The organism is Sphaerochaeta pleomorpha str. Grapes (assembly GCF_000236685.1).
GTDB lineage: Bacteria > Spirochaetota > Spirochaetia > Sphaerochaetales > Sphaerochaetaceae > Sphaerochaeta > Sphaerochaeta pleomorpha.
The window spans coordinates 2,565,023-2,587,168 of record NC_016633.1; the positions used below are offsets into that span (position 1 = coordinate 2,565,023).

The 22,146-nt window shown below is 45.1% G+C and carries 18 protein-coding genes; 12 read left to right on the forward strand and 6 right to left on the reverse strand.

Features of this window, described 5'->3' with window-relative positions:
- Positions 1 to 113 precede the first annotated feature (113 nt).
- The 3 genes from SPIGRAPES_RS11670 (at position 114) to SPIGRAPES_RS11680 (ending at position 3,483) form a co-directional block, all read left to right on the forward strand.
- A complete protein-coding gene (locus tag SPIGRAPES_RS11670) occupies positions 114 to 1,277 on the forward strand; it encodes a CdaR family transcriptional regulator (protein WP_014270956.1) in 1,164 nt (387 codons plus the stop codon).
- Positions 1,278 to 1,591: 314 nt separating this feature from the next.
- Positions 1,592 to 2,872 carry an iron-containing alcohol dehydrogenase gene (locus tag SPIGRAPES_RS11675; protein WP_014270957.1) on the forward strand — a complete coding sequence of 427 codons (1,281 nt, stop codon included), beginning with the start codon at positions 1,592 to 1,594 and terminating at the stop codon, positions 2,870 to 2,872.
- Between the two features lie 176 nt (positions 2,873 to 3,048).
- Entirely contained in the window at positions 3,049 to 3,483 is a 435-nt protein-coding gene (locus tag SPIGRAPES_RS11680) for an OsmC family protein (protein WP_014270958.1), read from the forward strand.
- A gap of 74 nt (positions 3,484 to 3,557) precedes the next feature.
- Here the strand turns inward: SPIGRAPES_RS11680 and SPIGRAPES_RS11685 are convergent, their stop codons facing one another.
- On the reverse strand, positions 3,558 to 4,124 hold the full coding sequence (locus SPIGRAPES_RS11685; RefSeq protein ID WP_014270959.1) for a dihydrofolate reductase family protein: 567 nt from the start codon (positions 4,122 to 4,124) through the stop codon (positions 3,558 to 3,560).
- Positions 4,125 to 4,566: 442 nt separating this feature from the next.
- Positions 4,567 to 5,499 carry an aldose epimerase family protein gene (locus tag SPIGRAPES_RS16635; protein ID WP_014270960.1) on the reverse strand — a complete coding sequence of 311 codons (933 nt, stop codon included), beginning with the start codon at positions 5,497 to 5,499 and terminating at the stop codon, positions 4,567 to 4,569.
- Between the two features lie 160 nt (positions 5,500 to 5,659).
- Here SPIGRAPES_RS16635 and SPIGRAPES_RS11695 point away from each other — a divergent pair, with 160 nt between their 5' ends.
- The 3 genes from SPIGRAPES_RS11695 (at position 5,660) to SPIGRAPES_RS11705 (ending at position 9,285) form a co-directional block, all read left to right on the forward strand.
- Complete coding sequence (locus SPIGRAPES_RS11695; protein ID WP_014270961.1) at positions 5,660 to 7,165, forward strand: sugar ABC transporter ATP-binding protein; 1,506 nt, start codon at positions 5,660 to 5,662, stop codon at positions 7,163 to 7,165.
- A gap of 22 nt (positions 7,166 to 7,187) precedes the next feature.
- Positions 7,188 to 8,183 (forward strand): ABC transporter permease, encoded by a 996-nt coding sequence (locus tag SPIGRAPES_RS11700; RefSeq protein ID WP_014270962.1) that lies wholly within the window; start codon positions 7,188 to 7,190, stop codon positions 8,181 to 8,183.
- A 106-nt stretch (positions 8,184 to 8,289) separates the two neighbouring features.
- Positions 8,290 to 9,285 carry an arabinose ABC transporter substrate-binding protein gene (locus tag SPIGRAPES_RS11705; RefSeq protein WP_014270963.1) on the forward strand — a complete coding sequence of 332 codons (996 nt, stop codon included), beginning with the start codon at positions 8,290 to 8,292 and terminating at the stop codon, positions 9,283 to 9,285.
- Between the two features lie 61 nt (positions 9,286 to 9,346).
- Here the strand turns inward: SPIGRAPES_RS11705 and SPIGRAPES_RS11710 are convergent, their stop codons facing one another.
- The gene (locus SPIGRAPES_RS11710) at positions 9,347 to 10,186 is read right to left on the reverse strand and encodes an AraC family transcriptional regulator (RefSeq protein ID WP_014270964.1); all 840 of its coding nucleotides are present in this window, start codon (positions 10,184 to 10,186) and stop codon (positions 9,347 to 9,349) included.
- A gap of 191 nt (positions 10,187 to 10,377) precedes the next feature.
- On the opposite strand from SPIGRAPES_RS11710, the gene SPIGRAPES_RS11715 reads away from it, so the two are divergent.
- The gene (locus SPIGRAPES_RS11715; protein WP_014270965.1) at positions 10,378 to 13,635 is read left to right on the forward strand and encodes a DUF5107 domain-containing protein; all 3,258 of its coding nucleotides are present in this window, start codon (positions 10,378 to 10,380) and stop codon (positions 13,633 to 13,635) included.
- 142 nt (positions 13,636 to 13,777) lie between these two features.
- Positions 13,778 to 14,644: a hypothetical protein gene (locus SPIGRAPES_RS11720; protein ID WP_014270966.1), complete on the forward strand. Its 867-nt coding sequence runs from the start codon at positions 13,778 to 13,780 to the stop codon at positions 14,642 to 14,644.
- Positions 14,645 to 14,880: 236 nt separating this feature from the next.
- Here SPIGRAPES_RS11720 and SPIGRAPES_RS11725 read toward each other — a convergent pair whose 3' ends face one another.
- Positions 14,881 to 15,540 (reverse strand): hypothetical protein, encoded by a 660-nt coding sequence (locus SPIGRAPES_RS11725; protein ID WP_014270967.1) that lies wholly within the window; start codon positions 15,538 to 15,540, stop codon positions 14,881 to 14,883.
- 652 nt (positions 15,541 to 16,192) lie between these two features.
- Between SPIGRAPES_RS11725 and SPIGRAPES_RS11735 the strand changes: the two genes are divergently transcribed.
- A complete protein-coding gene (locus SPIGRAPES_RS11735; protein WP_014270969.1) occupies positions 16,193 to 16,693 on the forward strand; it encodes a 3'-5' exonuclease in 501 nt (166 codons plus the stop codon).
- A gap of 37 nt (positions 16,694 to 16,730) precedes the next feature.
- Here SPIGRAPES_RS11735 and SPIGRAPES_RS11740 read toward each other — a convergent pair whose 3' ends face one another.
- On the reverse strand, positions 16,731 to 17,693 hold the full coding sequence (locus tag SPIGRAPES_RS11740) for an AEC family transporter (protein ID WP_014270970.1): 963 nt from the start codon (positions 17,691 to 17,693) through the stop codon (positions 16,731 to 16,733).
- 210 nt (positions 17,694 to 17,903) lie between these two features.
- On the opposite strand from SPIGRAPES_RS11740, the gene SPIGRAPES_RS11745 reads away from it, so the two are divergent.
- Entirely contained in the window at positions 17,904 to 18,755 is an 852-nt protein-coding gene (locus tag SPIGRAPES_RS11745) for a DUF72 domain-containing protein (protein WP_014270971.1), read from the forward strand.
- Positions 18,756 to 18,871: 116 nt separating this feature from the next.
- On the opposite strand, the gene SPIGRAPES_RS11750 is transcribed toward SPIGRAPES_RS11745, so the two are convergent.
- Positions 18,872 to 19,336 carry a helix-turn-helix domain-containing protein gene (locus SPIGRAPES_RS11750; RefSeq protein ID WP_014270972.1) on the reverse strand — a complete coding sequence of 155 codons (465 nt, stop codon included), beginning with the start codon at positions 19,334 to 19,336 and terminating at the stop codon, positions 18,872 to 18,874.
- 290 nt (positions 19,337 to 19,626) lie between these two features.
- On the opposite strand from SPIGRAPES_RS11750, the gene SPIGRAPES_RS11755 reads away from it, so the two are divergent.
- Together SPIGRAPES_RS11755 and SPIGRAPES_RS11760 are read left to right on the forward strand one after the other, a co-directional pair.
- Entirely contained in the window at positions 19,627 to 20,649 is a 1,023-nt protein-coding gene (locus tag SPIGRAPES_RS11755) for a LacI family DNA-binding transcriptional regulator (protein WP_014270973.1), read from the forward strand.
- Between the two features lie 66 nt (positions 20,650 to 20,715).
- A complete protein-coding gene (locus SPIGRAPES_RS11760) occupies positions 20,716 to 22,095 on the forward strand; it encodes an ABC transporter substrate-binding protein (RefSeq protein WP_014270974.1) in 1,380 nt (459 codons plus the stop codon).
- The last annotated feature ends 51 nt before the right edge of the window (positions 22,096 to 22,146 follow it).

Below are 22,146 nucleotides of genomic sequence, written 5' to 3' on the forward strand. Positions count from 1 at the left end.
GAAATTCCAAAACGCAAGTGTCTCAGCTGATGATAAAGACTTCAGAGTACTGGACAGTCTTTGCAATAATGCAAATACTTGGGGTATCGAGTGGAAAAAGGTGCAAAAGGAAAATGGAAATATCACAGAGAGACGCAGATGAGATTGTCAAGGAATTGTCCAACCTTACCAAGCTTAAGCTAAATATTGTGAATAGCGATGCAATCATCATTGCGAATTCCGATCCCCAGAGGGTCGGCGATTTCCATGAGGCAACTAAGAAGATCATCGATGAGAAGCTTGATGAGCTGGTTGTCATGGATACTGCCCAGTATAAAGGCACTTGTGCAGGAACCAACCTTCCTATTGTCATCGACCACCAGATAGTAGGGGTCGTGGGTATCACGGGTCCATATAAAGAAGCTGTTTCCTACGGCAAGATCATCAAGAAAATGACTGAGATTCTCATTCAGGGTAAAGAACGGGAGAATGAGAAGACCAGAAACAAGATTGCCCGGACTCGATTCCAGATTGAATGGATATGCAATGCACAGACTGAGGTTTCAGAGGCCTTGAAGGAACGTGGGAGGGATTTTGGCATCGATATAACAGTGCATCGTAGGATTATGGTCATATCTTTGAACGAGATCAAGGGAGAATCTTCACCGTATTCAAAACTGATCAATCTTGACAGTATTGAGGATTCCATAGAACGTGAGATTCTTCTGCTGCATGCTTCCAACACTGCTTTCAAAACCTCCAATGTCCTGGTGGCTACCCTCATTGCCCCTTCCGATGCAAAACTACTCTCTGTTGCCGAAAATCTCCTGAAAAAATTCTCCAACCCCCATATTGCGATATCTATCGGTATCGATGAGGCCTGTGAAGATTATTTGAAAATCCACGAACAGTATTCCAAGGCCCTCAAAGCCCAGATTTCCGCCAGACAACGGGGAAGCAACGCTATTACCTTCTATTCGGACCTTGACCTGGAACTCCTGCTTTCTGATATTTCCGAGAAAACCAGGCAGTCATTCATGAACAAGGTGTTCTCAGGATTTTCAGAGGAGGAAATACTCCAGTCGATGAAGACCATCCAGGTTCTATATGAAGAGAACGGGTCAATTTATAGGGCTGCCGATAGGTTGAATGAACATCCCAATACGCTTCAATATAAATTACGGAAGATTGAGAGAGATACCGGCTATGACCCGCGAAAGCTGGGCGATGCAGCTGTTTTCAACCTTGCCTTGTTGTTCCGGGGTGAGTATACCAGTACAAAGGACAAGCGGAATTAAGCTTTGTCTTTGGTGCAATTTTCTGTGCGGCATTCCCTTGTAGCATTAAAATCCAAGTGTTTTGTTTTGTAAAACAGAGAAATGTACATATATTTGTTTCCAATGATAATTTTAAACTGATTGTATCTTTGCTATACTATGGCAAAATACAGGTAGTTCCATAAGAAATAAATGCCGAGACAAGGAAAAAATCCTGGGTATTTCGGAAAGAGAGTAGAACTATTTTTATTGGCATTGTATACAATATACCATAATGGAATTTTCTGGGTAGGACGTAGAAATTTTTAATTTTTAGAAATAGAGGAGTGATAGGTATGGATTATAAGAAAAAAGCGTATGAGTTGTTGAAATCCTGGAAAGGTGACAACTATGTGTTTGGCATGGGAGTCCTCGACCAAGTTGGCAAGCTTGCAGCCGGATACGGAAAAACTGCTTTGGTTGTCAGCAACCAGACCTATATGAAGCCGGTCTGTGACAAGGTTGTAGGGTATTTGCAAGCTGAGGGGGTTACCTTGGCTGGAGGTTCCGTCGCCCCTGATGCAAAACCGAATGCACCCCGTGAAGACGTCTATCGTTTGGTAACCTATATTCTGCAGTTCAAGCCCGATTGCATAGTTGCTATCGGGGGTGGTTCCACCATCGATGCTTGTAAATGTGCCAGTGCCTTGGCTGCCCTTGGTTCTGAGGTTACCCCAGAGGTTGACCACTATTTCGGGACTGGTGTTGTTACCGAGGATTTGAAAAGGACCAAAAAGAAACTGGTTCCCCAGATTGCCGTACAGACTTCTGCCTCCAGCGGGGCACACCTTACCAAATACTCAAACATCACCGACCCTGTAGTAGGGCAGAAGAAACTCATCGTCGATGAGGCTGTCATTCCCGCTACCAGTGTATTCGACTATGAGGTAACGGTTTCGATGCCCATCAGTGTTACGATTGACGGAGCCCTCGATGCCATTGCCCATACCTTTGAGGTCTATTGTGGGGCAAAGGGCGAGAAACAGGCTCTTTGTGGAGAACTGGCCGCAACGGCTATCAGCCTCTGCGCTGAAAATGCAAAGATCCTTGTCAAGGATCCCAAGAACCTTGAAGCAAGGGAAGCTATCGGCCTGGCAACGGACCTTGGCGGGTATGCCATCATGGTCGGAGGGACCAGTGGTGCCCACCTTACCAGCTTCTCTTTGGTCGACCTTGTGGGCCATGGCACTGCTTGCGGTATCATGAACCCGTACTATGCGGTATTCTATTCCAAGGCGATCCAGCCCCAGCTTAAGGTTGTCGGAAAGATTTTCAAGGATTTCGGATATACCGATGCCGATATCGAGAATCTGAACGGGAGGCCTTTGGCTTTGGCGGTAGCTGAGGCTATGGTTGCCTATGGCAAGAGCATCAATGCCCCGACTACCCTCGGGGAACTCAAGGGCTTTGGCGATACGTATATCGAAAGGGCTCTGAATGCGGCCAAAGATCCCCAGTTGAAGATGAAACTCCAGAATATGCCTGTTCCCATGACTATTGACGATGTCGATACCTACATGGAACCGATTCTCCGCGCAGCTGTTTCAGGTGATTTCTCCTTGATCAAGGAAATGTAATACATTTCAGTCCAATTTCTGGGCAATGTAGAGAGTCCTGCTTTTCCTTGCGGAGGGTAGGACTCTTTTATTTTCCTTCCCTGCATAGAGAGCAGTCAATTGCCAGGGAACCCTGTAGCCAAGTATCTTTTACCGCCATATAGTTAAGGGGAAGTACCATAGTAAAGGAGTTTACCATGTCTGAAGTACATACCTATCATACTGCAGTCCAATGGAGTGAAGAGAGGAAAGGAATGCTTTCTTCGGAAGGCCTTTCTTCAATTGAGGTAGCTACCCCTCCCCAGTTTCCTGGCGGCCATGCAGGGATCTGGTCTCCTGAACATCTGTTTGTCGCCTCTGCTGAAGTTTGCCTGATGACCACGTTCCTATCCCTTGCCGAGAAAGCAAGACTGGAATTCCAAGGCTATCATTCAGAGGCCAGGGGGACCCTTGAAAAAACGGAGGCAGGTTTCTGGATGACTCAGATTGTCATTACCCCGACACTGGTCATTGCCGATGAAGAACTAAGAGAGAAAGCCCTCAACCTTTTTTCGAAGGCTGAAAAATACTGCTTGATCTCCAATTCAATGAAGACGGAAGTCAGAATCGAGCCGATTGTTGAAGTCATCTGAAATGCAATACAGTTAAGAACCAAAGTTGAGGGTGTGCCGATTCTTCCGTAGCGATGACAAGGTAGAGGGTTGGGTCAGAAATCCTTGGCCAAAACGTATCTTAAAGCAACGATTCCACACGGAAAGGATGTTGCCTTTTTAATCCAGAGTGTCTGGTTTGCTTCCAGCTCAAGACAAATTGACTGTCCCCTGCCGATTAAGGTGGGATTGATGAACAAGTTGAACTCATCTATGAGAGAGTGCCTTACCAATGCTGAGACAAAGGATACTCCCCCATAGGCAATGAGGTCCCTTCCTGTTTGATTTTTCAGCCTGGTTATTTCCTCTTCCAGATCACCGGTTGCCAAAATGGTATTGGCCCATTCTGATGCTACCAGAGTCTTGGTAAAGACGACTTTCTGCGTCTCGTTCATTTTCTTGATGCCCAAGGCATCTTCTCCCTTTGGGGAGGATGCCCAGTAGGGGATGAACTTTTCGGCAAGTTTTCGCCCCAAGACTATGCAGTCAACAGAATCGGTGATTTTTTGAACATAGCTCTTCAATTGGTCGTCCCAGGGCAGTGTCATCCAATCCATTTCGCCATAGAGTCCACACATAAAGCCATCGAGGGTCAGTTGTACCTGTAATTTGAGTTTTCTCATAGCGGTATATCCTTTCCTGTCAACGAGGAGTGTCCCCCTATGTACCAGTATCGGGGATTTTTTTGGAAAGTAAATATGCCGATTGGATTCCCCCCCCTAGGCAAAGGGGCCTAGAGTCTCCCGAAAAGAAATAAAGAAAGAAGAAAACAAAGGGAAGAAGAAACATACGGGGTGAAATGAAGAAAGAATACCCAATTCTTCGCTGTTGCTGATAGCGAGCTATCGCATACCGGGCTATTACCCGCTTGCAGCTCAAAGGAAACGTATACTGGCAGTTATTCGACCTGTGTGGAGTACTTGAGCAGCTTCATGCCCTCTCAGGCGGTAGGTCTGTCTCTCCCGAGGCAGAACCGTACGGCTTTTTCTATTATGGCTTCAGCAAAAGGGGAGATTTTTTGCCTTGGCTCTGCAAAGACCGTGGAGGAATCGGGAGTCGAATGGTTCAAGTGAGAAGCGTATACGTTATGGTGCGGGAGTATTGTTGGCAAGGATAGGTAGGCTCTTGGTTTATGACTTGTTGCGGTTCCAATGCAAAGGCACAGCTGGGGTGGGCAAAAGACCCGTTTGCCAATTGGGTTTCTTTTCCCAGGAACCCCCCGCTATAGAACCAGAGGTCAGGGGCATCGGATTCAACGACAAGTGAAGCGGTATTTCCAGATACCTCTGCCCTGTCTGTGCAGAATCCATGGTTTATACCTTTTGCATTTGCAATCTGTTCTTTGGGAGAGCAAAAAGCGAGGGAATCCAAAAAACTTCTAGGTTCAGTGAAATCAAAGGATGTCCCCTTCACCGGGGCTTTTTCCAGGGGAAGGAAATCGCCGTCATTCAGGAAATAGTGGGAAGCAGGAAAATGAAATACATGGGCATGTATGTCCGTGGAGAAATCTGAATTCAGGTTCCAATAGGCATGATTGGTAATATTGAAGAAAGTGGGTTTGTCCGTAAAAGCGCGAAGGGTAATGACAATTGAATGGTCACAGAGGGTGTACATACAGTGAACTCTCCTGTTCCCTGGGTATCCATCGGTACCGTCAGGAAGGAAAACCTGCATCTGAACTGAAGCTCCTGACTGATTTTCTATCTCCCAATGAAAATGGGAAAGAGAATGGGTCCCCCCATGCAGGTGATTGCCCTTTTCATTCTGGGTAAGTTGATATACCTTTTTCCCAATCGTTATGGTTCCTTGTCTTGTACGACCGCACAAAGGGCCTATGGTGTACCCACTGTAAGACTTTGGGAGGTTGCCCTCAGAAAGTGGCAAGAGGCTCATCAATGGCGAAGCTAGGCCCTTTACGCTGAGTTGTTGCATTGAACACCCTTGTTTTGAGAGAACCAAGGATAGTTGCTTGTTTTTTATTTCAATTTGCTCCTGCATTAAAAACCACCTTTGATGGATATAGTATGACCTAAAATCTGATATAATTTAGAGCAATTTTTTATAATATTATCGCAATATTAGCTAATTCGTTATAAAAAAAGTCATGGTAGAGTTTATGAGAAAAGTAGAGAACGATAGAGAATGAGGAGATAGAAAAGTGGAATATTCTGTTGAATTCCAGCATATAACAAAATACTTCCCAGGGGTCAGGGCTCTTGATGATGTAAGCTTCACCGCAAAAGGAGGGGAAGTTGTTGCCTTTCTGGGAGAGAATGGTGCTGGCAAATCGACTTTACTTAAAATCTTGAATGGTGATTACCAGCCAAGCGAAGGCAATTATCTGCTAAATGGCAACCATGTCCATTTCAGCAATCCTCACCAGGCAATAGAATCAGGGGTAAGTATCATCTACCAGGAACGGCAGATCCTGCCGGAATTGACAGTCACTGAAAATGTTTTTCTCGGAAACATGCCGGTCAACAGATTTGGTGTTATCGATATTGCAAAAGGGAATGCGCTGGCTGCAAAAATAATACATGATTTCGGCCTCCAGCAAATCAAACCTACTGATAAAGTCAAGGATTTATCAATTGCCTACCAGCAGATGATTGAAATCATGAAGGCCTACAGCAGGAAAAACCTTACCTGTATCTGTTTCGATGAACCAACCGCTTCACTCAGTGATTCAGAGATAGATATTCTCTTCAATATCATCGAGAAATTGAAAAGTGAAGGGAAAGTAATCATTTACGTTTCCCATAGAATGAGCGAGATAAAGCGGATAGCTGACCGGGTTGTCATATTCAAAGACGGAAAATTCGTAACACTCCTGGATGCCAAGACCACAGACGAGAAAACAATGATAAAACTGATGGTTGGTCGGGATTTGCGTGACGGTTTTTCAAAACTTGCCCGCAATGAGAATGTCGGGGAAGTCTATTTTGAAGTGAAAGACATAACAAGTGAATATGTTGAACCGGTTTCCTTTTCTCTTCGGCGAGGGGAAGTTTTAGGGTTTTCCGGACTTGTCGGGGCTGGCCGTACGGAAGTGATGAGGGCCATTATCGGTGCTGATACCCTCAAAGGGGGGAAAATCATCCTGGATGGGAAAGAGATTCAAAATAGGAATCCCCATGAAGCGATCCTGAACGGGATAGTCTTGGTTCCAGAAGACAGGAAGTATCAGGGAATACTGGAAAATCTTAATGTCGCGGAGAACATCGCAATCGGTGCCATGGACCAGAATTCAAATAAACTAGGGGTTCTCGACAGGGAAGCAGAGGCTAAACTGGTTAGTGATGGGATAGAGGCCTTTAAAATAAAGACCCCGAATGCCAAAAAGATGATTTCTGAACTGTCTGGCGGAAACCAACAGAAATGTATCGTTGCAAGATGGATGGCTACAAAACCGAAAGTCTTGATCCTGGATGAACCTACCAAAGGTATCGATGTGGGAGCAAAGAACGAATTCTACAATCTGATCGGTGAGTTTGCCCGCCAAGGCCTTGGGGTGATTTTGATTTCGAGTGAATTGCCCGAGGTCATTGGCTTGTCAGATAGAATCATAGTAATGAAAAACAAAAGAATCAGTGGCGTTGTCGAGAGAAAAGATGCAACTGAAAGCAGTTTGCTGGCCTTGGCTATGACTGAGAAAATTCATTGATCCAGAGGGGAGATGTGTATACATGCTGAATAAGAAGTTTAAATTCGAGAAAATGGATGGGGGAAAAATTATCCTCATCATTGCAATCGTGGGTGTGACGGTTCTTTTTACGATTCTGAATCCGAATTATCTGTCTTCGACAAATATGGTTAATATATTGGTTGCAGCTTCTCTTGCAGGGTTGATAGCGATTGGTGAAACCTATTTGATCATTGCAGCACAGGTAGACCTGTCACCTGGTTCCGTGGTTGCTTTTTCCGGGGTTTTCGCGGCGTTGCTGGTATCACACGGGGTGAACTTCTATATTGTGGTTCCCCTTACCTTGCTTTCCGGTGCCCTGATCGGGCTGTTCAATGCTTTCATGGTCAATGAAATTAATTTGCAGCCCTTTATCGCAACCTTGGTTTCCCAGTCCATTATCAGGGGGGCCGCCTATATTATCTGCGGTGGAAAACCGGTGGCAATCAATAATCCTTCTTATATCGCATTGGGGAAAATCCGTTTCCTTGGCATTCCCGCCTCCGTCTGGATCATGCTTGTGATGATGATAATCTTTGGATTCATACTTGCCAGGACCCGTTTCGGCAGAAGCATCTATGCAATAGGTGGAAATAAATCTGCCGCACGGCTTGCTGGGCTCAATCCAAAACGGATTGTCATCTGGATGTTCTTGATCATGGGTGTCCTCAGTGCAGTTGGTGGCATTGTATTCTCTGCAAGAATGCATTCAGGGCAACCTGCGGCAAATATCAACTTGGAATTCGATGCCATTACCGGAGCTGTCCTGGGCGGTATCTCCTTTGCCGGTGGTGTCGGGGATATGGGAGGAGCTTTCTTGGGCATCCTGCTCATCCAGGCTTTCAATACTGGCCTCACCATGGTAAACGTTCCGTCCTTCTGGCAATACGTAGCACGTGGCGCTTTGCTTCTGATTGCGCTAAGCAGTGACTTTATCAGAAAACAGAACAGGGAGAAGGCGCTTCTTGAGGCAAGTAAAAAAGCCGCCGCGAATGCATAGCAGCCTGATTGGAATAATCAGCTCAGGGTGTTGCCAAGGCTGTTTTTCCTGGCATTGAACTATTGAAAACGATGGAGCTTGGCTCCATAAAAATAAGGAGTGGACCATGAAGAGAAAAATGGGTGTGCTGTTGCTATTAGTGCTTTGTAGTGTTGGCATGTTGTTTGCCAATGGATCGAAGGAAGCTACTGCTAAATCAGGAAAACCGGTTATCTATGGCATCTATAAAGCTGGGGATCAGACTTGGTTTATAGACGAAGGTGCTTCAGCAAAGGTTGCCGCAGAGGCTGCCGGGTATGACTTTATCTATGTTGATGCAAAAATGAGTCCTGAAGAATATCTGCGGGCTCTTGATAATGCAATTGCAAACAAGGCTGCAGGTATCGTAACCTGTACCCCTGACCAGACCATGAGCAGTGCTATCATGGATAAGATGAACGACGCAGGAATTCCTGTTGTTGCCGCTGATGATGCCCTCGAAACAGATGGCAAGAAGATTGCACCCTGGGTAGGTATCAATGCCTATGTTATCGGTGAAGCAAACGGTGCATGGCTTGCAAACTATGCAAAGGAAAACAATCTTGTTACCAATCCTGAGGTAGGTCTTCTGCTCATGACCATGGATACCGTATCCTCTTGCGTCCCAAGGGCAAAAGGCGAATATGCAAAGTTCGTTGCAGCCAGTCCCGAGTTCCCCAAAGACCGTATCTTCTATGCCGACTACGATGGCACCACGGATAAGGGAAACCAAGTTTCCTCAGCAGTGTTTACTGCACACCCCGAGATTAAGACTTGGCTGGTTACCGGAGCAAATGAGGAAGGTACCATTGGAGCAGTCCGTGCTCTTGAAAGTGCAGGACTGGACAAGACAAGCTGCGTAGTCGGTCTTGGTGCCTATATGGCCAAAGACGAATTCAAGGCACCAGGTGGATCAGCGATGAAGGCAGCCGCATACTTCTCATCCGAAAGTGTAGGGGCAGGGTCTGTAAAGGTACTTCTTGATGTAATCAATGGTAAAACCGTTCCCATGGAAACTGCAGTCGATGCAGTAGTTGTCACTCCCCAGAATTATCGGGAAGTAATGGGCAAGTATGCCGACTAATTTGTCTTGAAGAAGTGAATTGTGATTGAGGGCAGGGTAACCTGCCCTTTTTCACAATGTATTAGATAGTTTCAGTTTCCCTGTATTGTAGCGGGGTGAACCCAGTCAACCTCTTGAACGTATTGGAAAACGAACTCTCATTGGAGAAACCGCAAGAATAGACAATATCTTTCAGGGAAGCCTTGGTGGTTTTTAAATAGAATTTAGCGGCGTTTACCCTTGTGTTGATGATGTACTCATGGGGAGTATAGCCAATTTTAGTCTTGAAAGTCCTGATAAAGTAATAGGGGGAAAGACAAGCTTTCCTGGCGAGGGTGTCAACGTCTATTTTCTCAAATAGGTGCTCATTGATATATCCGAGGATATCGTCCAGAGATCCCTTTTCCCCAGGTTCTTCTTCATTTGGAATCAAAAATTCACTCAACAGGTTTATGATTAGCTTATTGGTGAAGGCTTCGTTTGCCCCTCCGTTTCTCTGGAACATGCCGATCAGTTTTTCGAGATTAAGCACGAAAGGGTTAGGGTTGAGTAATTGAATTACGCAAGAAGATGTTTCTTTGATTGTATGGAACCAATCGTTAGCCTGTGCACTGTTGAAATGGCACCAGAGAATCTTCCAGCCTGTGTCTGTCCCATATTCATGGGGGTTGTAGCAATCGACAAGGGCTAGGGACCCTGTCTGCAGGGGTTCCTTTTTTCCATCCCTGAGCAGATACCCAGAACCTTTTACTACGAGTATCAAAAGGTAGCTGTGGTAGCTGGTTCGTTTCACCTTGTAGTGAAGGTCGCAATCATAATTCCCGCAACACAGTATATGGAAGAAAATTGTCTGGGCAGTCTTACTTGCCGTGTGGAAGTAGACCTCTGATGCAGGTAGCACCCCTTTTTCCTGGACTTTCAATGCAGTTTCCTCCCTTTCGGGTTTTTGATGTTTGGTTCGTTGGTTTCTGACAGTATTGCATCATGCAGGGGGGAAAAGCAATAAATTGAATTTGTGATATGGCAATTTTTTATAACAACAGAGCAAATATAGTTAATTACACAGCCATTTTGCCATGATAGATTTATGCATGAGTCAAAGGAGTGGTTTCGATGGAAAAAGCAAGAGTGTGGCAAGAGACTGTTACAATTCCGACCTATGGAATTGGCAAACCAAACAAGAATCCTATGTTTCTGGAAAAAAGAGTTTACCAGGGATCTAGCGGAAAGGTGTATCCATACCCAGTCATTGATTCCCTGGTTGATGAGAAGAAAGATATGCCCTATATCGGCTTGTACCTTGAAAATGCATATATCAAAGTCCTTGTCCTGCCTGAAATAGGTGGGAAGATACACCGTGCGGTCGATAAGACGAACGGGTATGATTTTGTCTACCATAACGAGGTTATAAAACCCGCTTTGGTAGGGCTCCTTGGCCCTTGGGTATCTGGTGGTATTGAATTCAACTGGCCTCAGCACCACAGGCCGACAACCTTCATGCATACTGATTTCATGTACGGGAATAAGGATGGGGATGCCTTTATAAGAATCTTTGACCATGACAGGATACATGGAACAAATGTCGTTACGACATTCACGTTGCATGAGGATACAAGCTACATCGAAATCGGGGCAAGTCTTTTCAATCCTACCAGCCAGGCACAGACGTTTCTCTGGTGGGCCAATCCGGCGGTAGCAGTAAATGACAACACCCAGTCAATTTTCCCTCCCGATGTCAATGCGGTTTTTGATCACGGGAAGAGAGCTGTCTCGAAATTCCCCATAGCGACTGGGGAATACTATAAGCATGATTACAGTATGGGCGTCGATATTTCCCGGTATAAGAACCTTCCAGTCCCTACTTCCTATATGGCTTATAAAAGCAAATATGATTTTGTCGGGGGGTACGACTATGCCCAGCAGGCAGGAATCCTCCATGTGGCCGACCATCATATTTCCCCTGGCAAAAAACAATGGACCTGGGGTTGCGGGGATTTTGGGCAGGCCTGGGACCGAAACCTTACCGATGAAAACGGTCCGTATATTGAGTTGATGACTGGTGTCTTTACCGATAACCAACCAGACTTTTCCTGGCTCCAGAGTCATGAGGAAAAGCATTTTACGCAGTATTTCATGCCATATAAACAGCTTGGGGCAGTAAAGAATGCCAGCATAGATGTGTTGCTGAATTGCGAGGTTGCTAACGGAATTGCCGTTGTGTCGGTCTATACTACAAGCAAGAGAGAAGTAAGGATAACACTTTCGGGTGACAAGACCTACCTTGATGAAATCGCAGAAGTATCACCCTGTGAAGTGTTTTCCAGGGAAATTAATACTATAGCCTGCCCTGACACGGCTTTGGTCCTTTCGGTCTTCGATCAAGGGGGCATACTTCTTTTGCGGTATCAGAAGGAAGAGGAGACTATCAAACCGATGCCTGAACCGGCTAGCGCTGCAAAGGATCCCAAGGATATTTTGACCTGTGAGGAACTGTATCTAACAGCCCAGCATATCGAGCAATACCGCCACGCTACCTATCTGCCTGAACCCTATTATCTGGAAGGTTTGAAAAGGGATGAGGGGGATATTCGCCTGAACAATTCCTATGGTGTGCTACTTATGCGCAAAGGGCTTTTCAAAGAGGCTGAAAGTCATTTTGCCAAAGCGTTGGAGAGGCTGACCAGTATGCATCCCAATCCCTACGATAGCGAAGCCTATACGAATCTCGGATTTGTCTTGGAATACCAAGGATGTGATGAGGCTGCGTTCGATGCCTTCTATAAGGCTACCTGGGCACAGTCGCAGGCAGGGGTTGCAAATTACAAACTTGCCTCTCTGGCCTGCAAAGCTGGCAGATATGTACAGGCACTCGATTTTGTAGAGCGTGCCCTGCAATATAACAGCAGAAATATCAGTGCACTGGATTTGAAGGTCCTGCTCTTGTTGATGCTCAACAGAAAAGAAGAAGGGTTTGCCTGTGCAAGACAAAATATAGAACTGGATCCCTTCGATTATATTGCTGCATTCCTGCTTGCCAGAGAAGGGCAAAGCCTTTCTTTCGATTTTTGCCAACGGATGGGCGAAAGGGAAGAGACCTATCTGGAGGGTGGTTTCCTGCTTTCTTCTTTCGGACAATACCAGATGGCCCTCGATTTTTGCAATCTCTATCAAGGGACTCACGTACTGGTTGAGTACCATAAGGCATTCTATGCAGGCAAACTTGGCCTTGGGGACAATAAATATCTGCAAAAGGCTAAATGTGCAGACCTAGCCTGTAGGTTTGCAAATACGCTTTTTGACCAGATTGTCTTGGAGTATGCGATAGGGAGGGATTCCAAAGACTGGGTGGCCCTCTATCTGCTCGGGAATCTTTTCTATGACAAGAGAAGGTACGATGAGGCCCTCAGCTGTTGGCTCAGGAGCAGAGACTGCAATACTTTGTTTCCGACTGTGCATAGGAATCTGGCAATTGCTTTCTTTAATAAGCGTAATGATAAAAAGGCTGCCCAGACAGAGCTTGAACAGGCTTTCCGTCTCGACCCCACAGACGCCCGGGTGTTTCTGGAACTTGACCAGTTATACCGGAAACTTGGATTTTCCAATGAACAGCGTCTGCAAAACTATGAAAGATATTCAGATCTGTTTATTGTGCGTGATGACCTGAAGACAGAGTATGTTACCCTGCTCAATCTTACCGGCGAATATCACAGAGCCTATGACTTCTTGAAGGCGAACACCTTCCACCCTTGGGAAGGTGGGGAAGGTAGGGTATCCTCACAATATGTCTTTGCTTTGCGGGAGCTTGCAAGAGGTTGTATGGGAACTGGCGACTATGCAGGGGCCGTCAAGTTGCTCAATGCTTCCTTGTCCTATCCCCATAATCTTGGAGAGGGGAAGCTTGAGGGTAGAAAAGACAATGATATCCATTACTATCTAGGGCTTTGCTATGAAGAACTAGGGGATAAGGATGCCTCTATACTGCATTTCAAACAAGCGAGCGTGGGTTCCTTGGAGCCTGCAGGCATGATGTTCTACAATGACCAGCCTGCAGATATGATTCTCTACCAAGCCCTTGCCTGCAGGAAACTGGGAGATGACCATGGGGCCCAGGTCAGGTTGAACAAATTGGTTGACTACGGCGAGCAGCATTTCTTTGATGCGGTCAAGATAGATTATTTTGCTGTCTCCCTCCCAGACCTGCAACTTTTCAATGAGGATCTGGACCAGAAGAACAAGATTCATTGCAATTACCTTATGGCACTTGGCTGCTATGGAAAAGGTGAGAAGGAGAAGGCAACGCATCTGCTAGAAGAGATTCTCGCTGTTGATTGCACCCATATGGGGGCAAGACTGTTGCTGGGAATGAAATAAAAATTGGTTTCAATTATTCTGGGGGAGGGTGTTATCTACTTTGAGTCTATTGGTGTTCATAGTGCATGGATTTTCCGTACCTAAAATCTATTAGCTATGCTATGCTGGAGCATGAAAAGAATGATATTTGGAGGAACTTGTTGTGAAGAACACTTTATTGCGTAGATCTGTTGCTATTCTTGTCATGATCACCATTGTTACCATAGGGCTATTTGCAGAAACAACCTCTGCGGGGAATGTGAAGTTTATTACCGCTGGACCGAACGTTGAAGCCAAGCTCGAAGCCGGCTATAGCCTGAAGATTCCCATGATGCAGGGCGACGGACCCCTATTCAGTGGAAACAACCTGAAGGTCAAGGGTCTGGTGGGAGTATCTCCCGTTGCAGCTACCGTTTCATTAGATGCTATCCTTACCCCGATTGCGGTCATTGAATTGAACCTTGGGGCTAGTTTCGGTACCGGCTGGGATTTTGGTTTGCTCGACCTTGAGGGTCTGAGACTTTCAACGGGAGGAATCGGTACTGCGCTCTCTTCCGATCAACTGGGTGGTATGTATTATAAGGTGAAGGCTGGAGCTGCTTTCCAGTTCGATACTGCAGCTATCTTTCCTGGGGATTGGACGAGCGTGGTTCTGAGAACCTATCATGAGCTGAACTATCAGGGATATACCAATGCTGACAAAAACATTGCCTGGGAATATGAGACAAGTGGGGCAATGGAAAATGGTTTCAATTATAAGGGCGAATATCTGGTAGGGTATCAGATGCCTATCAAGCTCAATATGGTAGCCGTGCTTTTAGAGACCTATGCCTTTGATATGTTCCCTGTCACTGCCCATCCGTTCCTCTATGACCTTGGTTTGGTAATGAACTATGCCTTTACCGATTCTCTGAACCTGACGGTCATCCCACAGGTTACCACGGTACAAAAAGATGCCGTTACTCGAGAGATTAGTTACAAAGACCTATCTTTCAAGCGTGTAGCCCTTATGTTGAACTACTCGTTCTAATAGCTTTTTTAGTAAAAGAGGCATCCTTACTTAATCGGGGGGGATGCCTTTTCTCATCTCTTTGGTACTTATGGGTTTGGTGACATTAGTATAAAAGCTGTTACTTGGCTACCCGGGAAAGTGACAATCGATTAAGACCTGTCAAATCTTTCTGATGGCCTTTGCAGAGGTTGAAGGAGGTGGCAGAGGCCACCCCTCCCTATGATGTCTTCGTACCGATTGAAATACAATTTTTCTCAATCGAGGACTGTTTTCCACAGGGTCCTGGCAGAGATGGTGACCTCAGGTCCACTCAATTCTCCTTTGCCAATACCGAGCGTGTACTCGTTTTCTACGAAACGCCAACCGCCGCGAAGGGCAATCCGTACATGTTTTGAAAAGTTCATCTCCACACCGGTCGATAAGCTTGCATAGAAATACCGGTTGTCATTTGCCCGGTCATATCCTTCTTCACCATCCAAGTCCTCGAGGTATCCTACATTGACTCCCCCCAGGGCTATTCGTACGATTGAGTGAAGCCATCTTTCTGACCGGGGGGTAAAGAGGATTTCTGTACCACTCATCAGAGCATAGGAAGCTTCCCTGTTGGCAAGGTCTAGGTCAAAGTTGGCATCTGCAAAATTGGAGAGGGGATTCCCTGCACAGAAAACCCCTGCTGCAATCCAAGGTGCAATCTGGAATCCTGAGGAAATTTCAGCCATGGGTGGCTTTTTGCCGCCAATAAAGGAATTTCCACCGCCCAAAGAACCATAGGACACAAAGGAGAAATACGGTTTTTCACTATTGCTGGTTACACCTGTTTCCGTATACTTGGTTTTTACTTCGTCGGCAAACCCTGTCGTCGTAATGAACAGTATTGCAACGGCCAAAAGAAGAAAACGATTCATTTTTTTCATAGCATCAAACTCCTTGAAAATCAATTGATACTATCGAGGGCAAGAAACAGTGTTCCTTGCTGACTTAACATTACCGATTATTCTCGAGGCACACTATCAAACGTATCTATGAAAAAGGGATAATGGTACTACGAACAATGTATTAGTTTTCCTATTTGTAAGAGAGATGCAGGGGAAAAAGTGCACTCTTGGTTCCTTGCCTTCACTGTAAGGACCTAAGCATGGCAGCGAATATGACCTCTTTGGGGGGGACGGTAATTTCTACTGGAAATATTGCGTCTTTCTCAGCAATGTCCAAGATATACTTGATAAGTGCCTGAAAGCAGTAGTCATTACCTGGAAATCCCATTCCCTCTTTGCAGTTACTAAAACAAGGTTCAAGAGGAATGATAAAAATGAACAGGACAATTGAAGACCGGGGCCAAGGTTGCTTTGTTGCGCAACTTACCGATGACTCCCAGATGTCTTGGCCTTGGCAAGATTTTTACTCCAGGCGCATACAGGAAAGAACGAAGTGCAAGCATATTGTTTGCGTAATTGATGCGCAAGGGGACATCGGCTTTTGGGAGCTGCCAGAGGGCAGGATTTCCTTGAACGGATTGCATTGTTTAGAGCAGGCAAACAGTGTTACACTCCCACTAGGAAAGGATACATGAGCAATTGTAATTTTTGTGCCATAGATTTCGAAACAGCGTGTTACCAACGGGCAAGTGCCTGTGCCGTAGGATTAGTCAAAGTACGGGAAGGGCAGATTAGCGAAACCTTCTATACATTGATCAAGCCACCTGAGGGAATGGATATCATTCCCTCCTTCACCCGGATTCACGGGATTAGAAACAAGGATGTAACAAATGCACCCAGTTTCGAACAGGTCTGGCCTAAGATGAAAGAATTCATCGGCGATGATTTTCTGGTTGCCCATAATAGCAGCTTTGATCGAAGCGTGCTGCGATATTGCCTTGGTTATTATGGAATTGACTGTACTGTTCCTGATTTTGTCTGTACAGTCCAATGTGCGCGGCGCAAATGGCCACAGCTCTGTAACCATAAACTCGATACCGTCAGTGAATATCTACATATTGAACTGACACACCACGAAGCACTCAGTGACTCGATTGCCTGTGCGAAGATTTACCTGGAAGCACTGGCGTAACCTTCCTTGAGTCTTCCAGGTTTTATCTCTTTTATACCTACGCCAGCACATACAGATAGAGCGGCAATACGGCAAGGAATACGAGATTGCTCAAGGCTACGGCTCGGGTTGCAAATATACCATCACCTTTGCATTCGATAGTCAGAATCGAACTTTGTGTCATTACGCATGCGGCAATCTGGATGATCAAGACATCAGCTGTTACATCCGAGATAACACCTCCGGATTTGCGCATCAAACCAATGGAAACATACATCAATACGGGAGCTAGCAGAAATCGGATGAAAAAGACTGCGATGGTATCTTTGTCAGGTACCATCTCCTTCCAATGCATAGTTGCAAGGAACATCCCGGTATAGATCATAGAAAGCGGGGTGACCATGCTTCCTATATACGCTAGGGTGTTTCCGATTGAAGAAGGAAGCTCGATATCCAGCAAGGATAAGGTGACTCCGACTAGCAGGCCAAGGATCGGAGGATTGAGCAGGAAATTTTTGCTGCGTTTCCAAAAACCTGGTTTCTCTAGGGAAATTCCGGAAAAGATTTTCCCGTCTTTCATCAAGCCTGAAATCCCCAATGTCCAGCAGACAAGTGTCGATGATAAAAAAGTAAGCATTACAGCTGGAAGGCTTGCTTCCCCAAACAATATCATGCTGATCGGCAGTCCGATGAACAGCGTGTTGCTGATAGCCCCCATCATGGCAAAAGTCCATCTCCTTCCTTTGCGCACTTTCAGCAACAGAGCTATGAGATAGGACAGATAGTAAAGGCATACTTGCATGATGAGAGGCATAGGTAACAAAGGAATCAAGTCCAATAGCTGCTCATGGGTAAACATGGACGTCAGACTGGTTACCAACATGGCCGGAACGGAAACGAACACAATGAATTTACTCAAGAAGGCCATTGTCTCGTTGGTAACCCATTTCTTCTTGTAGAGAACGAATCCACAAAGAAACAAAAGCATGATGGTCATAATAGCTTCAAAGGCTTTGCCCATAGGTCTCTCCCCAACACAAAAAAGCTTGCACCAGCATACATGATTGGCAAGTGTTTTTAAACTACCAGATATAGGGGGAACGGTTGCCAGCATCCTACTGGTTTCCCTGGGAAGACGATTCTACAATGCAAATTGTTCTATCAAGAGCAATCCATAAAGCAAGGGACGTAACCTGTGGCATTGTGCTTTTCCTTAGTATAGAATGGGGGTATGGAAAACCTTTATATTGGATCCTGTTCCTGGAAATACCCTTCCTGGGAAAAGCTTGTCTACTCAAGCAGGGAGCCAACTGATTTTCTCGCAGAATATGCACAGAAATACCGTAGTGTTGAGATTGACCAATGGTTCTGGTCTTTGGGTAAGTCTAGCTATGGTCTTCCCGACCGTGCTACGGTCGCCCAATACAATGCTTCAACCCCCTCTGATTTCCGATTTACCATTAAATGTCCAAATACGCTCACTGTCCCGTATGCTTATAAATCTGGGACCGAACCCAATCCTTGGTTTCTTGACCGTGAAGTGTTTTCCCGCTTTCTGGACACCTTGGAAGGGCTACTTCCAAAGATAGGGCTATTTATATTCCAGTTCGAATACTTGAACAAGGAGAAGATGGAGTCAAGGGAAAAATTCCTTGCCGAGTTGGATGCTTTTTTTAACTCGTTGCCCCCCTCTCTTCCCTATGGCTGTGAAATCCGTAATCCCCGCTGGTTGGATGCTTTTTGGTTTGATTTCCTCCGTTCGCACCACATAGGGCCGGTATTGCTCCAAGGCTACTGGATGGATGATATTTCCCAAGTGCTGCAAAGGTATGCAAACCGAATCGGGCCGGTAGCCTGTATTCGATTGCATGGTGATGATCGAAAGGGAATCGAACAGGAGACAGGAGGGGATTGGAGCAAAATTGTCACTCCCCGGGATGAAGAACTTGAGAGGATAGCTGCTTATGTGTCAAAACTTGCAGAGACCGCGACCGCTTTGTATATCAACGTAAACAGCCATTATGAGGGCTCTGCACCCCTTACCATTGCAAAGCTTCAATTACTTCTGGAACAGCAGCAATAGGTGTATCTATGTAGATTTGGGCCCTGAGGGTAATCTATCCATGTAGTAGATGTCGGAGGCCTTTTCCCTCTTGAAAATACTCAGCGATTTGTCAAAAGAAACGTATCCATATTCTTTCAAACAAGGTCCAATTTATTTTTCTTGAGAATTTTTCCAACCGTGGTATGGGATATAGCATCGATATAACCCAATTCGACGGCTTTGTCTGCAATAAGCCTAAGTGACCATCTCCTGCATCCGGCAGGAGGATCATCAATACAGATTGAAACTATATGTGATTCGATTTCACTGGTTATCCTGGCAGGGACAGGTGGGGTCTTTCGTTTTTTCCTTCGGATTGCAGACTCGCCTTCGGGGGCGTTGAGAAAATCTTTCTTTACCCGACAGACTGTCTGGACCGTAGTCTTTTCCCTGTTTGCCACGATGGTATCTTTGACTCGTATCCGATTTTCTGATTCATCGACTGCAAGCAGGATGGAAGCCCTCTTCTTTTCATTTTCGTTCCTGTCTTTTTTAACAATATCTTCAAAAAATTTACGTTCAGCTTTGGTCAGTGTGATGGATAATGACTGGTATTTCATGACATATTCCAAAATACCACTATTTTTGAAACACTGCAAATGAATAAAAAAAATTAACAAATTAATGTTTACAGATTGCAGGTAGTGTAACGATTAAATGTATAGGTTAATCGTTTAAATGAGCTTTTATTTTATACTAAAAAACGCAATAAAATTGATCGAAAAAGTTCTTGTAAAAATCACCTAATTTCTTTCCCTGTCTTTTTTTGTTGACAATTCACTAGCCTAGGTTTATGCTATTTTCAATAGAGTAAACCCTTTAATAATTTTCAGTTTTTATGGAGGGGAAGTTGTCAGTCTCAATCAAAGAAGTAGCCAAACTAGCGGGTGTGTCAGTTGCCACGGTATCCAATGTTCTTAACAATACCAAGAATGTTCGACCTGAAACAAAAGCAAAAGTCGAGACAGCAGTAAGTCAGCTGAATTACCAGATCAACCCCTTGGCTAGAAATTTCAGGAAAGGTCAGAGCAAGGTTATTGGTTTTGTGGTTTCGGACCTCTCAAACTACTTTTTCCAAAATGTTGCAATCGGCCTTGAGCGGAGTCTGTCAGAGTACGGTTATCATGTTGCACTCATGGATTGCAAAGAATCCAAGGCCCTTGAGATTGAAAATGTCAGGAACCTTCTAGCTTCTTCTGTCGACGGACTGGTTATCGCAACAACCGGAGAGGACTGTTGTTATCTGCAGCTTATTTTAGAGAACCATGATGTTCCTGTTGTCTTTGTTGACCGTAAACCCTTTGGCTTTACCAGTGACATGGTACTCTCCACAAATAATGAAGGGGCATACCTCGGAATCAAATACCTGATTAGCAAAGGTCATGAGAAAATCGGGTTTATTACCAGTCGTAATGACTCGACAATGAAAGAACGTATTGAAGGCTATCGCCAAGCTTACCAGGAGGCTGGGCTGAAAGTGAATGAGAATTACATCATGACCGGTAACAATGATATATCGATATCGCAGAATCAACTTCTCCATGGTATTGCCTACACCCAAGCAAAACAATTGATTGAAGCAGGTGAGGTTACCGCTCTGTTCACGGGAAACAACCTTTCATCGATTGGCGCCTATAATTATCTTCGGGAAGTGAATATCCCGGTGCCTGATAAGATGGCCTTCATGACCTTTGATGATTCCTTCTGGCTTTCGATGACCACGCCAAGCATTTCGGCGGTAAGACAGGATCCTGACATGATAGGTTCTGTTTCGGGACAGTTAATATATGAACGTATATCAAATAAGGTTTCTGAACAACCAAACAGGATTGTGCGTATCCCTACACGTTTGGTCTTACGTTATAGCGTGTAAGAAGAGTGTACAGTCGACTAACATTTTACCTAACTATTTTTCTTTAATTTTCAAAAGGAGGAAATTATGAAAAAGTTTGTGAAATTGGTGACAGTGCTTTCTCTGGTATTGTTGATTGGAACATCAGCAATTTTCGCCCAAGGGGGAACAGAAGGAACGAAGGCAGCTTCTGGTCCTGTTACCGTTAATGTTGCTTTGGCTAATAACCCCTTATCTCAGGCACTGGCAAAGTATGCCCAGCAGTCATACAAAGCTGATGGTGTAAACGTCAATATCTCGGTTCTTCCCGAGAATGATTTGCGTCAGAAATTGACGACAGGAGCTGCAACAAAGGACAGTACCTACGATATCATTTATATCGGACCGTACGAGGCTCAGACTTGGGCAAAGAACGGATGGTTAGAGAATCTGAAACCATATTTTGACAAGATGACCCCAGAGCAGAAACAGTGGTACGATTACGATGATCTTATCAAAGGCATGCTGGATTCTGTTTCCCTTGATGGTATTCCCTATGGTATCCCGTTCTATGGAGAGACTTCCTTTCTTATGTACAACAAGGATTTGTTTGCAAAAGCGGGACTAACAATGCCTGAAGAACCGACTTGGGACCAGGTATATGCTTTTGCCAAGAAAATCAATGATCCTGCCAATGGGATTGTAGGAATGACCATGCGTGGAGCTCCTGGTTGGGGAATGAGCGGAGCACCGTTCACTACGATGATCAATGCATTTGGAGCCCAGTTTTATGATATGAATTGGAATGCTACCATTGATACCCCCGCGATGCGTAATGCGTGGATGATGTATAAGAAAATTCTTACCGAAGCTGGCCAGAAAGACATCCTTAGTTACACCTACAATGAGTGTATAGCCCTCATGTCGAGTGGTAAGTGCGGTATGTATTATGATGCCACATCTCTTGCTCCTCCTTTGGAAGCTTCTGATAGTGCTGTAAGAGGTCATATCGGGTATGTGATGGCACCCCATGATCAGCTGAAGAAGAACACTGCCTGGTTGTGGAACTGGACCATGTGCATAAACCCGAATATTACCGCTGAAAGAAAACAGGCAGCCTTCGATTTTATACTGTGGGCAACCAGCAAGGATTATGTAGCTTTGACACTTAAAGAGGATCCTTCCTGTGGAACGACTCCCAGTGCAAACCGTTACAGCACGTACAAATTGAGTGCCTATGCAAAGGCTCCGTATGCTGCAATCACATTGAAGACGCTCCAGAATCTTGATTTTACAAAACCGACACTCAATCCAGCTCCTTATGTTGGTTTACAGTACATGGCTATTCCTGAATTTGCAGATATCGGTACAGCCATGACTGAATATCTGGCTGACTATGTGGTTAACAAAACCAGCCTTGATGAGGCTATCAGAAAAACTCAGGCTGTATTCGAACAGGCTGCAAAGGATGGAAATTATAAAAAATGATAGGTTTTAACCTTTGATAAAGTTCAATCAGTTTTCTGTCCGGTGGGTTTC

What these genes read in the sequence shown, in the direction of transcription:
- SPIGRAPES_RS11685 (WP_014270959.1), bottom strand. Translation starts at nt 4,124, where the DNA reads ATGAGAAAACTCAAATTACAGGTACAACTGACCCTCGATGGCTTTATG.
- SPIGRAPES_RS11725 (WP_014270967.1), bottom strand. Translation starts at nt 15,540, where the DNA reads ATGAAAAAAATGAATCGTTTTCTTCTTTTGGCCGTTGCAATACTGTTC.
- SPIGRAPES_RS11750 (WP_014270972.1), bottom strand. Translation starts at nt 19,336, where the DNA reads ATGAAATACCAGTCATTATCCATCACACTGACCAAAGCTGAACGTAAA.
- SPIGRAPES_RS11740 (WP_014270970.1), bottom strand. Translation starts at nt 17,693, where the DNA reads ATGGGCAAAGCCTTTGAAGCTATTATGACCATCATGCTTTTGTTTCTT.
- SPIGRAPES_RS11675 (WP_014270957.1), top strand. Translation starts at nt 1,592, where the DNA reads ATGGATTATAAGAAAAAAGCGTATGAGTTGTTGAAATCCTGGAAAGGT.
- SPIGRAPES_RS11715 (WP_014270965.1), top strand. Translation starts at nt 10,378, where the DNA reads ATGGAAAAAGCAAGAGTGTGGCAAGAGACTGTTACAATTCCGACCTAT.
- SPIGRAPES_RS11705 (WP_014270963.1), top strand. Translation starts at nt 8,290, where the DNA reads ATGAAGAGAAAAATGGGTGTGCTGTTGCTATTAGTGCTTTGTAGTGTT.
- SPIGRAPES_RS11760 (WP_014270974.1), top strand. Translation starts at nt 20,716, where the DNA reads ATGAAAAAGTTTGTGAAATTGGTGACAGTGCTTTCTCTGGTATTGTTG.
- SPIGRAPES_RS11700 (WP_014270962.1), top strand. Translation starts at nt 7,188, where the DNA reads ATGCTGAATAAGAAGTTTAAATTCGAGAAAATGGATGGGGGAAAAATT.
- SPIGRAPES_RS11745 (WP_014270971.1), top strand. Translation starts at nt 17,904, where the DNA reads ATGGAAAACCTTTATATTGGATCCTGTTCCTGGAAATACCCTTCCTGG.
- SPIGRAPES_RS11680 (WP_014270958.1), top strand. Translation starts at nt 3,049, where the DNA reads ATGTCTGAAGTACATACCTATCATACTGCAGTCCAATGGAGTGAAGAG.
- SPIGRAPES_RS11670 (WP_014270956.1), top strand. Translation starts at nt 114, where the DNA reads ATGGAAATATCACAGAGAGACGCAGATGAGATTGTCAAGGAATTGTCC.
- SPIGRAPES_RS16635 (WP_014270960.1), bottom strand. Translation starts at nt 5,499, where the DNA reads ATGCAGGAGCAAATTGAAATAAAAAACAAGCAACTATCCTTGGTTCTC.
- SPIGRAPES_RS11735 (WP_014270969.1), top strand. Translation starts at nt 16,193, where the DNA reads ATGAGCAATTGTAATTTTTGTGCCATAGATTTCGAAACAGCGTGTTAC.